The following is a 14,360-nucleotide window of genomic DNA, read 5'->3' as shown; positions in this document are numbered from 1 at the left end:
TATCATGTAGGAATAGTATACGCCTAATGCATCCATTTCTTAAACATTTTGCTTCAGTTAGTTAAAATTATAATTATCAACTTACAAATATCAGTTTGCTATGAAACGCGTTTCATAAAGTAAGCTATAGTAGAAGGAACAAAAGGCTGGCATTCTGCTTGGCGCAACACATATTACATGTGGCGTAACAAGCAGAATGCCAGCTTTTTTATATGACTATATTATTATGGATATACTAATTAAGGTATTAACATTAAATAGGAGTGGATAAAATGTTAGCATTATTAAGGCATAACACGATTGTTGCAGGAATATTAGCTGTTATTAGAATCTATCCCGGATACTCCTGTTTTACTAGTGGTTGGGGAAAGATAACAGGTGGAGGATTTGATGCGAGTGGCTTTATACAAGGTGCCATCGCTAAATCCTCTGGTGAAAATTCTACCGTACAAAGTTGGTGGGCTACCTTTTTAAAAAATGTTGCTTTACCAAATACTGGCATCTTAAAGAAAGCGTTTGATTACCGGAATCTAACATAAAAAAAGCTCTCCGTATATGGAGAGCTTTTTTATATTAGATTTAATGTCCCGTACTGGGATTGAACCAGTGACCCCTTGCCTGTCAAGCAAGTGCTCTCCCGCTGAGCTAACGAGACAAAGTAGTATAATAGATACCGTTAACATTCTATATCATAATACTGTATAAAGGGGTTTGTCAATATCCTTCTCTAAATCTCGTGACATATTCCTGACATCACGCTGCAATAAGCGTACCTATCCCTTCTAACACAACCATCTTTCTCCAAAAAAATGCAACTAGTAATCATTTCCTTCTTAGCTAGAAACCTAGAACCGTTCTACCCTTACGAGTTTATAAGAATAATAGTAATATTTTGGGTCATGAAAATATATGTTACAACTGGTAGCCTTCTATTAGAGCGATAGATTACAAGGAGGGCTACAAATGAACAAATTAAAAAAAGTTGTACTAACAGTTGGTTTGTCACTGGGCATATTAACCATTCCAACTATAGTTGATGCGTCATCCTACACGGTTAAATCTGGGGATTCGTTATGGAAAATTGCCAATAACTACGGCGTTTCACTTGCAAGCTTACAACAATCCAATGGCACTATTGGAAATATGATTTATCCAGGTCAATCCATCATGATTCCTTCTACTCTTTCTACTAGTGATCAAGATTTAATGGCAAGAATGGTACAAGCAGAAGCGAAGGGTGAATCCTATGCTGGTAAGGTTGCTGTTGCGACTGTCATATTAAATCGTGTCGATCATAAAGAGTTCCCTGATACAGTAAACGACGTTATATATCAACGATCAGCTGGTGGCTACTACGCGTTTACACCAGTCCAAAACGGTTCGATCAATCAAGCTGCAGATGCCGAATCAAAACGCGCGGTAAAAGAAGCACTTGCATTTCGAGGACAAGGTCAAGGATCGATTTACTTTTATAATCCAACAACAGCTAAAAGCAGCTGGATTCTATCTCGTGAAGTAACCATTACAATCGGAAACCATCGTTTCGCAAAATAAATTTGATTAATTGATAGATACTAGCCTTTCAACCTATGAAAAAAACACCTTAATCTGTATAAGCCAGATTAAGGTGTTTTCTATTAGATCGTATATCGTTTCAATAACTCACTTAGCTCGCGATTCAAGTCAGTTAGTTTTTCTGCAGAGTTTGCAACATTCGTAATTGCATTAATTTGCTCATCAACAGAAGAGGTTATTTCTTCAACTGATGCTGCAGTTTCTTCAGAAACACTAGATGCACTCTCAATTCCCTCACTAATTTTTTGACTAGTTGAAGTTGTCTTATCTATCTCGCCATCTAACACTAGTAAGGCCGATCCTATCTCTTTAATCGAAATAGATAATTGATTAAACTTACTTTGTGTTTGTAACACATCTTCATTTAGATTTTGTGATGTTTGGTTTATGCTTCCTACTGTTTCTACTGTCTTCTCTGTTTCACTCGTAATAGCTGTTACAACCTCTCGAACTTGATGGGTTGCATCTTTCGATTGTTCAGCTAATTTACGAATCTCATCCGCAACTACCGCAAAACCTTTACCCTGTTCGCCTGCTCTAGCCGCTTCTATACTCGCATTAAGTGCTAATAGATTAGTTTCACCTGCAATACTCTCAATGGTTTCCATGATATGAAATATTTCTTTTGTTTTTTCATGCAAGTTTTTTATATCTGTGCTTATTTCTTCTGATGATGCCAGTGATTCAGCATTAGATTGTTGTAATTGACCAACAATCGTTAATCCTTCTGAAGAAACTTCCTCAGCATTTGTTGTAACATCTTTCATTTTCTTGCTCTGATCATTCATTGCATTAATTGCTGTTGTTAAAATTTCTACGCGATAATTGATATCCTCTAGGTCATTCGCTTGTTCTTGCGTACCGGTAGCAACCTCAGAAATAGCATTACCAATTTCTTCACTACTAGCAGAAGTCTCTTCAGACACAGCCGATAAATCATTAGCTGAATCTAGTAAGTGATCACTCGTTTTTTGTACATTCTCTATTAATTCACGTAACTGCTGTGACATTTTATTAAAAGCAAATGCTAATTGTCCAATTTCATCATTTGATTCTGGAAGATTAGTTACCTGTACCTTACCATGAGCTATTTGTGTAGATGCTTCTGCCACATCTTTTAACATAGCTACCTTCTTACGAATTGCTACGTAAAAAATAAGTGAGCTTATGAGAATAATAGCTACTGTTGCACCCAAAATAACATATCTTAAAATATTTAACTCTTCATAAAATTCGGATTCAAATACGGCTATACCAACTGTCCAATCCCACGGTTCAAAATATTGGACGTAAGCCGTTTTATCTCGAAACGAACCATCTGACTGCTGATCAGAATACGTTACAAAGTGATCCACTTCATTTGCAGATGTTCCACCTGCCACAATACGCTCACGATTACTTCTATTTTGTTCATCAGCGGGAGCTCCACCTATTTTAGATGGATGAATTTGTAATACAAGATCTGCATCATATGCTAAAACATAGCCATTTTCTTTATAGGTGAAGTGTGACTTTTCATACACGTATTCACCATCCTCTAATGGTCCATTTAATATAATTCGTGCTTTATCTTTTGCCTCTTCTAAAGATAAATCTCCATTCTCTACCTCTTCATTTAATAATTCTAGCGAAGCATATGCCCCTTCCACTATACTTTGTAAATCACTTTTCCCTGCATCCAAAAGCTGACTTTTCGCCATAAAATAACTCGTACCACCAATAATTCCACCAGTAACTATAATAATAGTAATGATTAATAGCATTAATTTAGTTGCTATACTTGATAATTGAAACTTTCCCCTTTTCATATAATCCCCCCTGAAATGTCTGTACAGTTTTATTATCGACAAAAATATGCAAATTTCAACTAATTATTTATTGAAAGTAACATGATATAATAGTGCTATTGATAAATTTTCACAATCAAAGGGGTATGTTAAATGGATATTAAAGAAGTAACAAACAATAACAAACAATTAAAAGATGCCTATACTGTACGACAGCAAGTTTTTGTAGAAGAGCAGGGTGTTCCAAAAGAATTAGAACTTGATCATTTAGATAAAGAGGCGTATCACTTTGTTGGTTATATAGATGAAAAACCTGTCGCTGCTGGTAGACTTCGGATTATCAATAGTTATGGCAAATTTGAGCGCATTTGTATCTTGAAGTCATTTCGAGGTCAATCATTGGGAAAAGAACTCATGCGAGCGATGGAATCGAAACTCGTTAATGCATCCATCCAGACTGCTATATTAAATGCACAAACACATGCAGAACGTTTTTACCTGGGATTAGGATACCGTACCGTTTCAGATATTTTTCTCGACGCTAACATGCCACATATTACAATGGAAAAAGAACTCCTCTAATAAAAGTAGAAAGTGGTAACCTCTTCCTGGTATAAAAATTGACTCTCTTGTCCATCATGAAGATAGTATGCTGGTTACATGGGGAGGATGTCATGCAAGATATTGGTTCTATTTTTATTGAAACCCTATTTGGATTCTTATGCTTATTTATTATTACAAAAGTATTAGGAAAATCACAAATCAGACAATTAACTGCTTTTGATTTCATTTCTGCACTCGTTTTAGGTGAATTAGTAGGAAATGCTTTATTTGATGATGAGGTAGGCGTAACACAGATTGGATTTGCTGTACTTTTATGGGGGTTTTTGCTGTATATAACAGAGTGGATGACGCAAAAATTCAAACGTACACGTTCGTTACTAGAGGGTAGACCTTCTATTATCATTCATAGCGGCAAATTACAACGCGAAGTAATGGCGAAAGCAAAACTTGATGTGAATCAATTACTCCATTTGCTTCGCTCTAAAGATGTTTTCTCCATTCGCGACGTAGCATATGCGATATTGGAAACTGACGGAACTGTTTCTGTTCTAAAAACATCACATGCACAAACACCGACACGTTTGGACCTGAATTTAAATCCAGAAGACGTAAGATTGTCGATGGCTTTAATTAATGATGGAGAAATAATAAAAGATAATTTGAAAGAAATAAATCAAGATCAAGCTTGGTTGGAAAATGAATTAAAAATCCAAAATGTAGATTCATATAAAGATGTTTTTTATGCAGAATATAAAAGAGGAGAAGTTCTATTCGTACAAACGATGTGAGCTTCTCCTTTTTTTATATAAATTAAACAATTTCATTTATATTCTGTCCAACGCCAGTCATCTCAGCATAAACCTCATCTGCTGGTCCTGGAATTGAATATTGAGGGATTGCTACAGATTGGTTTCTACTAGCAGCCTCACTCCATTCTGACATATCATTATCGTTTTTATCAGGCATCTTTTGGTAAGACATATCTAATTGTGTTGGATATACTTTTTCAATTGGATATGGGTCTCTCTCAGGTTGCGCTACTCGATTATGATAATTTTGATATTGCGTCGTGTCTATCGGAAGTACATAACCCATAAGTCATCCTCCCCTTCTATATATACTCTATACCCGCTTTTCTGATTTTTATGCATTTATTGTTCATCTATTCCAATAATTTTTCCCACTTTAACATCTCATTTTCAAATTGATTCATTTGATTTTCAATATCCTTAATAGTTGGTTGAACTTTTTTCTCAGGATAACGAAAGTATTTTTCATTTTTCTCTATGTGCTTTCCAATAATTCCGATATTTTGAATCAGTCGCTGTATTTGCATTGGGATCACCTTCTTTCACTAGCTATTGTGACGTTTATAAATCACTCAACTTTTCCAGCGTGAAACAGGTATTTAAATCTTGGTAATACTAGGAAGTCTCGCAATTCAAAGTAGAAATTGACTTCTAGGCCTTTCATGAGTGCTTTTTATCTTAAGCACTTGATAGAAAATCCTATTACCGCTCTGAAATACACTTCGCTTTCCGTGGGCACGGCTTCAGCTAACTTAGTAAAGCACAAAACGCTTTACTAAGTGGATCTTCAGCCCGCGCTGTTCCCACAGGACAAGGAATGCTTCCCAGAATTCACATCGCACGAAGGAAATCGATTTGTATTTTCGAGGAGTCTTCGTATATTTCCATCGATAGTATTAGACGCATTCTTTTATGATAATATTTTTTTATAATAGTTAGTGGCGTTAAGAAACTCATCTGGATAATTTTTTCGCAAATTAAGAAGCATGTAGATTTACATTGTTAACTGCATGAAACAAAGATACGCTATCTAGCGGAGGAAGCAAAGGGTTGAGACTCCAGTGGGAACAGCACAAACCTCAGCTATCTATAGAAGCGTTCTCTGCTTCTATAGATAGCTGAGGTTGTGCCCACCGGAAAGCGAGACCATTTGCTTCCGTAGCGGGTATGTTAAACCAAAATATACAGCTCTTTTATAATAAACAATAAACGACAATCTTTTAGCAAGCAGGATTTTTTTAGAGTGTTAAGTAATATAAAAGCTTTGTTTATAAAATAAAGCAGTCAACGTTTCGCACTTTCTTTGGTAAGATTGCTTCGTTTGAATTTCAAAAGCTTCTAAAAATAAAAGGATAACAATTTAATGTTATCCCTAAAAAGTTACAACCATGAGAATGGACGTCTCTCTTCTCTTTTTTCTGTTTCAAGTGCTTCTTCCTGCTCTTCTTTTACTTCTTCATCCCTTACTTCCTCTACACGATCTTCTTGCACAGCTTCCTCTTCTCTTCTTTTCCCAAAGAAAGCATCAAATGGACGTGAACGTTCTTCTGGTCGTTGTTGATGCGTTGGTTCGAAATGTACATTCTCTGCTTTAATTACTAAGTCCTTTACATGAATAATCTTTTTCGACTCATGCTTTTTTTCTTCTGACATTCTTCAATTCACTCCTTATGTGTAAAACTTAATCGATACTAGTCTATGTGACAAAAGCTGATTCGGAAGTGACAATCGCCCGGTTTTCTCCGTTTTTTTCTAATAAACTAATAAAAAAAAGAAATTTTTTTCAGTAAGATGTTTGCCCACACAACACATAACAGATTACATACGTTATAAGTGACGAACAAGTCAACAAAAAACGGAAGGGGATATTATTATGTCATGTGGAAAGAAGTTTGATTCAGGTAATTGTGTAGCTGATATTCTTCGCGAAATTGCGGATGCACAATCTGATTTATTAAGCGAGTGTACAACAAGTTGTGAACAATCAATTGCTGATTTATTGGGGGATACTTCACCATCAGCTAACAATCTAGACACAGTGCCATTTATTTTGTACTGTAAAGGAGACTGTAAAGCGTTTAAGGGATTTGGGGTTCCAGTTGAGGACTTAAAAGATGCTTTTGCTAGCTTTTACTTCCGAGTAAAAGAGGTAGGCGACGACAACTGTGCCGTTATAGAATTGCTTCGTGATGATAACGATCAACAAGACGATCCATGTTCACCGGTTGAACAAAAAACAGGTGAATTAGAAGTAACTGGCGTTTGTATTACAGTAGATTTAGATTGTTTCTGCCACATCACTTGTCTACCAGCAATTAACGCACTATAATATTTTTAAAAAAGAAGGGCTGGCATAGTGCCGCCCTTCTTTTTGTCATTTAAAATCCTAATAAGCGAATCGATTCAATTTCTTCAAGATCTACCTGATGAAATTTAGGACGTTTAAATGTTTCAATCTGAACTACATTAGCATCAAACGCTGTAATAATACCTCTATACCTGCCTGTTTGGGCTATAACTTCACACTTCATTTTTGGTATATGTGGGGATGGCTTTGTCGCTAAATAATCGACTTGTTCTTCTATTGTCATTTCAGAAAATGGCTTTTTAGTAGGGAATTCCTTTGATTGAAATTGAGTTTCCTCCTCTTCTTCTTTATCTGAAGACTCCATTTCTTTACTAAATTCTTCATCCTTCAAATCTGTATTCACTTCACGTTCTTCATCGTCTTTATCTTCCTCAAAATCATCTACAGGCTTTTCTAATTCAGGTATAATTTTTGTTTTCTTTTTTGACTTTCTACCACGTGCTTGTGATTCAATTGGAACTGAAGCATGTGAAACAGTAGCTTCTTTCTCTTCTTTAGGTGTGAAGTAATCTGCCTGCATGGAAGCAGCTGGCACCTCAAAATCAGGTTGTTGAATATAAAGTACAGGACGCGCTGAATATCTTTTTTTTCTTCTACTCACAGTGGGTTTCCTCCTTTGCCTATGTTACTATATGAAAAGCTTTTTGGAGTTGTGCCCAACACTTTAATACTTAAGTTATTTTTGTAGATAAAAAAACGAGCACAGTAGGTAACTGCACTCGCTTGTTAGCATTATTATAATCCTAAGATATTAAAACCAGAATCAACGTGAATAATCTCACCTGTAACACCACGCGACAAATCACTTAAGAGGTAATATGCTGTATCGCCTACCTCTTCTTGCGTAACTGCACGACGTAATGGTGCTTTTTCTTCAATTTCTTTTAATACCGAGTTGAAATCTCCTACACCTTTTGCAGACAATGTACGAATTGGACCAGCTGAGATTGCATTTACACGAACACCATGTTGTCCTAAATCATTTGCTAAATACTTCATCGTTGCATCCAAACTCGCCTTCGCAACACCCATCACATTATAGTTTTGAACAACGCGTTCTCCACCAAGGTATGTTAAAGTTACGATACCACCGCCCTCTGTCATTAATGGCTGTGCAGCGCGTGATACAGCTAAGAGAGAATACGCACTAATATTATGTGCTAAAAGATAACCATCTCGACTTGTATCAACAAATTGCCCTTTAAGATCTTCTTTTTTAGCGAATGCAATACAATGTGCTAAACCATGAATTGTACCTACATCTTCTTTAATATGATCAAATGCTGTTTGAACCGCTTCATCACTTGTAACATCACATTCATAAAAAAGTGCCTCTTGGTCTTCTAACGTTGCAACTAGATCTTTTACCGGCTTTTCAAAGCGCTCACTTGCATATGTGAAAATAAGACGTGCACCAGCTGCATGCAAAGAACGAGCAATTCCCCAAGCAATACTTCGTTTATTCGCGACACCCATAATCACGTATGTACGCCCTTTTAGTGAAAAATTCATTTTTGTATCCCCCTACATATATTATAAGTTGTTATTAGTACCTACTACTAGTTTATCTTAGATTCACTTGAAACTCAATTTATAATTTTGTAATACTAAAAACAGCCTGCAATTACTGCAGACTGTCCAGTTTCTGTGCGTTTACACAAACTCTAATATACCTTGTAATTCTTCTACATACTCAGATGACCCTGTAACAACAAGATGATCGCCTAAACGTAACCTTGTATCTCCATGAGGTACAAGCGACTCATCGTCCCTAAATATTCGAACCATAATGACATCACCTGTGAATGGAAACTCTCGTAACATAATCCCATCATAGATCGAATTGTTCATATTAATCTCATACAATGCACTTTCTTGATTTGTTAAAATATCTACTACACTAGGTGACTCAATCATTGCTTTTAACAAAGTCTTTGTTGATAGGAGAACAGAAAATACTTCCACATCATTTTCTTTAAGATATTTGTCAGTGCTTGTCATTTCTGCTCTTGCAATAACACGTTTGACACCTTTTTTCTTTGCATAACAAGCGATTTCTGCATTCTTATGTTCATCACCTGTTGAAACGACTACTATATCTACATCAAAAACACCCAATTCTTCCAAGTGTTCTATTTGATAATCTTTTAATTCTTTAATATCAAAAACAGATCGTGTAATTTTCTCATCAATTTTTTCTAATCTTGTATGATAAAGATGTGCCACAAATAGGTTTTGATCCAACTCTCTCACAACAGGTAAAGTCGCTTGATTTGATCCAACAAAAGAAATGACTTGCTGCGGAATTTCTTCCTCTTTATGAATATACATTTTTTTGAAAATCGGTGGTGTGATTAAGCAAGTTAAAACCGCAACTAAAATTAACGCACCTTCCATTTGGCTATCAATTACGCCAATTCGTTCTCCAATTGCCGCTGCAGCAATAACGAGAGACAATGTCGTCGTTAGTATCATACCAGCCCCAATAACGGTGCGTGTATCATACCATTTCCTTAAAATAATAGCTGGTACTAATTTTGAAAGTAAAAGAGCGATCAATAACAACGGGATCAGCACTAAAACTTTCGGATCTTCAAATAATGTCCAAAGATTGATTTCCACACCAACCATCACAAAGAAAATCGGAATTAGAAATCCATAGCCAAAACTATCTAATTTTTGTACTAAGTCTTGATTTGGTGCCAATAAGGAAACTAAAGCACCAGCTAAAAAGGCACCAAGTATGTTTTCTGCACCAACAGATTCAGATACTGCAACTAGAAAAATAATTAACGTGAAAACGGCACGCGTACCGATATGAATCGTTCCTTTTGACATTGTTTCGACAAATGTTTGGTTTCGGAAGTGTTTTCCAACAAAATAAAGTAAAATACCAACACCAAACAAAATCAGTAGTAACCACATATTTCCTGAACCTTCTCCGTAGAAAGAAACAAATACGGCAAGTAAAATCATGGTTACTAAATCTGCAATAACGGCAATCAATAAAATTGTTTGGCCGATAGGCGTTTTCATTGCTTGTGATTCCTTTAAAGTTGGTACCACTACACCTAATGAAATAGTTGAAATAATTAACGTCATTAGGAATACATTATCTATGAAACCAGCAAGTACAAATAAATAAGAAAGCACTAATGATAATAGCAAGATGCCAGCAAATACAATCGTTGCAATTATTACCGGATTCGGCATTTTTGATGCCTTATTTTCTTTTTTTCTTTTTCTTGAAAAGAGACTAAAATCTATTTCTAAACCACTAAGAAACATTAGAAAAATGAAACCCAGTGTAGACAATGTTTCTAACCAATTACTTTCATTAACTAAGTTTAACCCACTTTGACCAATAATAAGTCCAATAATAATCTCAGCAACGACAACTGGGATCATATTTAACCGCAGTCGATGCATTAATATTGGCGTTAAAAAAGCTGCCAAAATAACGATTAAAAGTGAGCTAACAGATTCTGCATGCTCCATTTTAAAGACCTCCCTTGTATTACTTCTCTCTTATAGTAATAAGTTCATAAACGCGGTTGCTAATCCAAAATATATTAACACAGAAATAATATCATTTATTGTGGTAATAAATGGCCCAGAGGCAACAGCTGGATCAATTTTTAATTTGTGCATAAGTAACGGAACTAATGCACCAGCAATCGTTGCAACAAATAAAGTAGCTGTTATCGATACACCAACAAGGAGACCTAGGAAAAACATACCTTGCCAGATATAAACAATACCAGTAATTAAAATACCACAACTCAATCCTGTAATCATACCAGTAATGGCTTCACGCCTCAGGATATTCCATTTCCCTTGTTTCTCTATTTCACCAGTTGCTATACCACGAACTGCAACAGCTAATGCTTGTGTACCAGAATTCCCTGCCATGCCAGCTATTAACGGAATAAATACGGCTAGGATAGCAACTTGATCTAACGTTGCTTCAAAACGTCCAATAATACTTGCTGTAAATAAACCAAGAAATAGTAAAATTATTAGCCAAGGAAGACGCTTTTTCGCTGATACAAATGCATTATCATCTGGACCATCCATATCCGAGACACCGGCTAATTTAGAATAGTCATCATTTGCTTCCTCTTCCATAACATCCATGATATCATCGACAGTGATAATACCTAACAAATGATTTTGGAAATCTACAACTGGTAAAGCTAGAAAGTCATAGTCACGCATCATTTGTGCGATATCTTCTTGATTTTCACCAACAGAAACTGATACCAGTCGTTCACTCATCACATCAGAAATTAACCAATCACCTTCTGCTATAATTAGATCGCGTAAAGAAATAACGCCAACTAATACTTGATCATGATTAATGACATAAATATAATAAATGGTTTCCGCTTCTGGCGCTTTTTTTCTTAGGTGTCGCATTGCTTCTTTAACCGTTTGATCCGTATGAACAACAACAAACTCGGTAGTCATAATACTTCCGGCTGTTTTCTCTTGATAATGCAGTAATGCTTTTATCTCATTTGATGCTTGCTTTTCCATAATTGTTAGATAGCTAGCAACTTTATTTTTGTCCATCTCATTCAAAATATCTACCGCGTCATCCGTAGCCATATTTGCAAGTACTTGAGCAGCAAAGGATGGGAGCATCTCGGTAATAAATTCTTCCACTAGATCATCATCTACTTGTTCCATCACATCAGCTATTTCTCCTGGCGATAAATACGTGTAGATAAGGAAGCGTATTTCTTCTGTTTGTTCTTCAAAAATTTTCGCTTGATCATATGGATGAATTTCTAAAAATTCAGCACGAAATTGATCAATTTTTTCATTGACAAGTGTGTCCTGCACTTTCTCCCACAATTGTACGCGTTCTTGTTTATCTAAATGTTCCATAAATGGTCGCCTCCTTATCGCCTAGACCGTATTTATAGTAATCGCCACGTGCTTTTTTGTCAATAAAATCACTCTATCTAATTGTCTTGAAAAGCACTTTAAAATCTTTTTATCAACAACTTTACAACTTTGCTTAAAAAATGTTGTAAAGTAAGGTAAACTAATAACTAGTATGAAAAATAAAAATTCAAAAAGATAAATATAGAAAGAAAGGTATAGTATGCAATCCAAAACTCGAACAGCAAATATAGATTATGTGTTAATTTCAATTATTATCTTATTAGCGATTATCAGTGTTTTTTCGCTTTATACGATACAACCCTATTTAAACGATACTTACTACATCAGTCAAATACAATGGTATGTCCTTGGCGGTATAACAATATTTCTTATCATGCTTGTTGATTATGATCGTTTAAGACAAATTTCATGGTTGGTTTATGGATTTGGTTTGATCATGTTAATAATGCTCCATTTTCATTTCCCAACCGGAATTGCAAGAGAAGTTAACGGCGCTTGGGGTTGGTTTCAAATTCCGGGATTTGGAACATTACAACCTGCAGAGTTTATGAAAGTCTTTTTAATTATTGCATTAGCACATCTTATCGTCATGCATAATGATAAATTCAAAGAACACACAAATAAAAGTGATAGCTGGTTACTGTTGAAAATTATGGTAGTGGCAACACCTCCAATGGGATTAGTTGCACTGCAACCAGATTTAGGTGGATTCTTAGTATTAGCAGCTATTGTTGTTTGTATGGTTCTTGTGTCTGGTGTACGGTGGAGAATTCTTTTTTCACTACTTGGCCTAATAATGATTTCCGTAGTTATTTTACTATTTCTATATATTACATTCCCAGAAGCAGTAGATGACGTAATAGCAGATACCCCTTTCGAACACGTAGAGAGCCGTTTTACTGGTTGGTTAGATACAGAGGTTAATGGTCAAAGTGGTGGCTATCAATTAATCCGCGCCATGCTTGCGATAGGATCTGGTCAATTAAGTGGGAAAGGAATTGGAACATTTGAAGTTTCCAATATACCTGAACGACATACGGATATGATTTTTACGTCAATTGCCGAACAATTTGGTTTTATCGGTTCAAGTATTGTCATTACCTTACTTTTCTTATTAGTATACCGATTAATCCATATTGCTTTACAAAGTAATGACCCATTTGGAAGTTACTTAATTACAGGATTTATTGGCATGTTTACGTATCAAATCTTCCAGAATATTGGAATGACGATCAAATTACTTCCTATTACTGGACTACCACTTCCATTCATTAGTTACGGCGGAAGTTCTACCTTAACCTATTTAATCGCTATAGGCATTGTTTTAAATATCCATTATCGAACAAAAGTATTTATGTTTGATTCCTAAACTGTTGGTTTATACTACTTACACCAAGAATTCACAGAATAGGAGGCAGTTTTATGAAAATAGATGTAATTGGAGATATTCACGGTTGTTATGATGAACTACTTACATTATTTAAAGAATTAGGTTATCAAGGTCAAAATGGTATACCTTATCATCCAGACAAGCGAATTCCTATATTTTTAGGCGATATAACTGATCGAGGTCCAGGGTCAATAAAGACAATTGACCTTGTTTATCGTATAGTAATCGAAAAAAATGTTGGACATTATGTACCTGGGAATCATTGCAATAAATTGTATCGTTATTTCCTAGGCAATAAAGTACAAATTACGCATGGATTAGAAACAACTGTCGCTGAATTCCAAGCATTATCAAAAGACCGTCAAGCACTAGTTAAAAAGCAATTTATCGAACTCTATGAGCAAGCTGATTTATATATAACAGTACCTGAAGTAAACGCGATAGTTGCCCACGCTGGTATTAGGGAAGATCTTATTGGTCGTGAGGATAAAGAAACAGCCGTATTCGTTTTATATGGTGATATAACTGGTAAGAGTCATGACGATGGCAGACCCGAAAGACGAGATTGGGCTCAGGACTACCATGGCAGTCGTTGGATTGTTTATGGACATACCCCTGTTAAAGAAGCACGAAGAATTAATCAAACAATAAATATTGATACAGGTTGCGTGTTTGGTAATAAGTTAACTGCTTTTCGATTACCTGAAGAAACATTAACAGCAGTGCCCTCACAACAACCCTACATCGCAGATAAATTTAAATATTTCGAATGAACAATGTTAAGTAACATACCGCTCTGGAAATATACTGCGCTTTCCGTGGGCACGGCTTCAGCTAACTTAGTAAAGCAAAAATCGCTTTACTAAGTGGATCTTCAGCCCGCGCTGTTCCCACAGGAGTCTCCGTATATTTCCATCGCTAGCGAAACTCATTCCGTACATTTGTTATTATTC

The 14,360-nt window shown here is 35.7% G+C and carries 15 protein-coding genes and 1 tRNA gene; 7 read left to right on the top strand and 9 right to left on the bottom strand.

Going from position 1 to position 14,360, the window contains the following annotated elements:
• Positions 1 to 272 precede the first annotated feature (272 nt).
• Positions 273 to 539, top strand: coding sequence for a hypothetical protein (locus D2K60_RS20215; protein WP_205418627.1), 267 nt, complete (start codon positions 273 to 275; stop codon positions 537 to 539).
• Between the two features lie 44 nt (positions 540 to 583).
• On the opposite strand, the gene D2K60_RS20210 is transcribed toward D2K60_RS20215, so the two are convergent.
• A tRNA-Val gene (locus D2K60_RS20210) sits at positions 584 to 655 on the bottom strand.
• Positions 656 to 963: 308 nt separating this feature from the next.
• On the opposite strand from D2K60_RS20210, the gene D2K60_RS20205 reads away from it, so the two are divergent.
• Entirely contained in the window at positions 964 to 1,554 is a 591-nt protein-coding gene (locus D2K60_RS20205) for a cell wall hydrolase (RefSeq protein WP_117170911.1), read from the top strand.
• A gap of 83 nt (positions 1,555 to 1,637) precedes the next feature.
• On the opposite strand, the gene D2K60_RS20200 is transcribed toward D2K60_RS20205, so the two are convergent.
• The gene (locus D2K60_RS20200; RefSeq protein WP_117170910.1) at positions 1,638 to 3,383 is read right to left on the bottom strand and encodes a methyl-accepting chemotaxis protein; all 1,746 of its coding nucleotides are present in this window, start codon (positions 3,381 to 3,383) and stop codon (positions 1,638 to 1,640) included.
• Between the two features lie 132 nt (positions 3,384 to 3,515).
• Between D2K60_RS20200 and D2K60_RS20195 the strand changes: the two genes are divergently transcribed.
• Positions 3,516 to 3,944, top strand: a complete 429-nt coding sequence (locus D2K60_RS20195; RefSeq protein ID WP_117170909.1) for a GNAT family N-acetyltransferase — start codon at positions 3,516 to 3,518, stop codon at positions 3,942 to 3,944.
• A gap of 92 nt (positions 3,945 to 4,036) precedes the next feature.
• The gene (locus D2K60_RS20190) at positions 4,037 to 4,714 is read left to right on the top strand and encodes a DUF421 domain-containing protein (RefSeq protein ID WP_117170908.1); all 678 of its coding nucleotides are present in this window, start codon (positions 4,037 to 4,039) and stop codon (positions 4,712 to 4,714) included.
• A 22-nt stretch (positions 4,715 to 4,736) separates the two neighbouring features.
• Here D2K60_RS20190 and D2K60_RS20185 read toward each other — a convergent pair whose 3' ends face one another.
• The 3 genes from D2K60_RS20185 to D2K60_RS20180 form a co-directional block, all read right to left on the bottom strand.
• The gene (locus tag D2K60_RS20185) at positions 4,737 to 5,021 is read right to left on the bottom strand and encodes a hypothetical protein (RefSeq protein WP_117170907.1); all 285 of its coding nucleotides are present in this window, start codon (positions 5,019 to 5,021) and stop codon (positions 4,737 to 4,739) included.
• A gap of 67 nt (positions 5,022 to 5,088) precedes the next feature.
• Positions 5,089 to 5,262, bottom strand: a complete 174-nt coding sequence (locus D2K60_RS20785; protein ID WP_162880803.1) for a hypothetical protein — start codon at positions 5,260 to 5,262, stop codon at positions 5,089 to 5,091.
• A gap of 853 nt (positions 5,263 to 6,115) precedes the next feature.
• Positions 6,116 to 6,388: a hypothetical protein gene (locus D2K60_RS20180; RefSeq protein ID WP_117170906.1), complete on the bottom strand. Its 273-nt coding sequence runs from the start codon at positions 6,386 to 6,388 to the stop codon at positions 6,116 to 6,118.
• Positions 6,389 to 6,608: 220 nt separating this feature from the next.
• Between D2K60_RS20180 and D2K60_RS20175 the strand changes: the two genes are divergently transcribed.
• The gene (locus tag D2K60_RS20175; RefSeq protein ID WP_117170905.1) at positions 6,609 to 7,064 is read left to right on the top strand and encodes a CotY/CotZ family spore coat protein; all 456 of its coding nucleotides are present in this window, start codon (positions 6,609 to 6,611) and stop codon (positions 7,062 to 7,064) included.
• Positions 7,065 to 7,113: 49 nt separating this feature from the next.
• Here the strand turns inward: D2K60_RS20175 and D2K60_RS20170 are convergent, their stop codons facing one another.
• The 4 genes from D2K60_RS20170 to mgtE form a co-directional block, all read right to left on the bottom strand.
• Positions 7,114 to 7,704 (bottom strand): CotO family spore coat protein, encoded by a 591-nt coding sequence (locus tag D2K60_RS20170; protein ID WP_117170904.1) that lies wholly within the window; start codon positions 7,702 to 7,704, stop codon positions 7,114 to 7,116.
• A 134-nt stretch (positions 7,705 to 7,838) separates the two neighbouring features.
• Positions 7,839 to 8,615 (bottom strand): enoyl-ACP reductase FabI, encoded by a 777-nt coding sequence (gene fabI / locus D2K60_RS20165; RefSeq protein WP_117170903.1) that lies wholly within the window; start codon positions 8,613 to 8,615, stop codon positions 7,839 to 7,841.
• Positions 8,616 to 8,756: 141 nt separating this feature from the next.
• Complete coding sequence (locus D2K60_RS20160) at positions 8,757 to 10,601, bottom strand: monovalent cation:proton antiporter family protein (protein ID WP_117170902.1); 1,845 nt, start codon at positions 10,599 to 10,601, stop codon at positions 8,757 to 8,759.
• A gap of 30 nt (positions 10,602 to 10,631) precedes the next feature.
• The gene (gene mgtE, locus D2K60_RS20155; protein WP_117170901.1) at positions 10,632 to 11,996 is read right to left on the bottom strand and encodes a magnesium transporter; all 1,365 of its coding nucleotides are present in this window, start codon (positions 11,994 to 11,996) and stop codon (positions 10,632 to 10,634) included.
• Between the two features lie 220 nt (positions 11,997 to 12,216).
• Between mgtE and D2K60_RS20150 the strand changes: the two genes are divergently transcribed.
• Complete coding sequence (locus D2K60_RS20150; protein ID WP_117170900.1) at positions 12,217 to 13,386, top strand: FtsW/RodA/SpoVE family cell cycle protein; 1,170 nt, start codon at positions 12,217 to 12,219, stop codon at positions 13,384 to 13,386.
• A 53-nt stretch (positions 13,387 to 13,439) separates the two neighbouring features.
• Positions 13,440 to 14,180 carry a bis(5'-nucleosyl)-tetraphosphatase PrpE gene (gene prpE, locus D2K60_RS20145; RefSeq protein WP_117170899.1) on the top strand — a complete coding sequence of 247 codons (741 nt, stop codon included), beginning with the start codon at positions 13,440 to 13,442 and terminating at the stop codon, positions 14,178 to 14,180.
• Positions 14,181 to 14,360: the final 180 nt, after the last annotated feature.

The sequence above is a fragment of the Paraliobacillus sediminis genome (assembly GCF_003426055.1).
This window is presented reverse-complemented; position numbering and strand designations above follow the sequence as displayed.

What these genes read in the sequence shown, in the direction of transcription:
- D2K60_RS20785 (WP_162880803.1), bottom strand. Translation starts at nt 5,262, where the DNA reads ATGCAAATACAGCGACTGATTCAAAATATCGGAATTATTGGAAAGCAC.
- D2K60_RS20180 (WP_117170906.1), bottom strand. Translation starts at nt 6,388, where the DNA reads ATGTCAGAAGAAAAAAAGCATGAGTCGAAAAAGATTATTCATGTAAAG.
- D2K60_RS20200 (WP_117170910.1), bottom strand. Translation starts at nt 3,383, where the DNA reads ATGAAAAGGGGAAAGTTTCAATTATCAAGTATAGCAACTAAATTAATG.
- D2K60_RS20190 (WP_117170908.1), top strand. Translation starts at nt 4,037, where the DNA reads ATGCAAGATATTGGTTCTATTTTTATTGAAACCCTATTTGGATTCTTA.
- D2K60_RS20185 (WP_117170907.1), bottom strand. Translation starts at nt 5,021, where the DNA reads ATGGGTTATGTACTTCCGATAGACACGACGCAATATCAAAATTATCAT.
- D2K60_RS20195 (WP_117170909.1), top strand. Translation starts at nt 3,516, where the DNA reads ATGGATATTAAAGAAGTAACAAACAATAACAAACAATTAAAAGATGCC.
- mgtE (WP_117170901.1), bottom strand. Translation starts at nt 11,996, where the DNA reads ATGGAACATTTAGATAAACAAGAACGCGTACAATTGTGGGAGAAAGTG.
- D2K60_RS20150 (WP_117170900.1), top strand. Translation starts at nt 12,217, where the DNA reads ATGCAATCCAAAACTCGAACAGCAAATATAGATTATGTGTTAATTTCA.
- D2K60_RS20215 (WP_205418627.1), top strand. Translation starts at nt 273, where the DNA reads ATGTTAGCATTATTAAGGCATAACACGATTGTTGCAGGAATATTAGCT.
- D2K60_RS20160 (WP_117170902.1), bottom strand. Translation starts at nt 10,601, where the DNA reads ATGGAGCATGCAGAATCTGTTAGCTCACTTTTAATCGTTATTTTGGCA.
- D2K60_RS20205 (WP_117170911.1), top strand. Translation starts at nt 964, where the DNA reads ATGAACAAATTAAAAAAAGTTGTACTAACAGTTGGTTTGTCACTGGGC.
- fabI (WP_117170903.1), bottom strand. Translation starts at nt 8,615, where the DNA reads ATGAATTTTTCACTAAAAGGGCGTACATACGTGATTATGGGTGTCGCG.
- prpE (WP_117170899.1), top strand. Translation starts at nt 13,440, where the DNA reads ATGAAAATAGATGTAATTGGAGATATTCACGGTTGTTATGATGAACTA.
- D2K60_RS20175 (WP_117170905.1), top strand. Translation starts at nt 6,609, where the DNA reads ATGTCATGTGGAAAGAAGTTTGATTCAGGTAATTGTGTAGCTGATATT.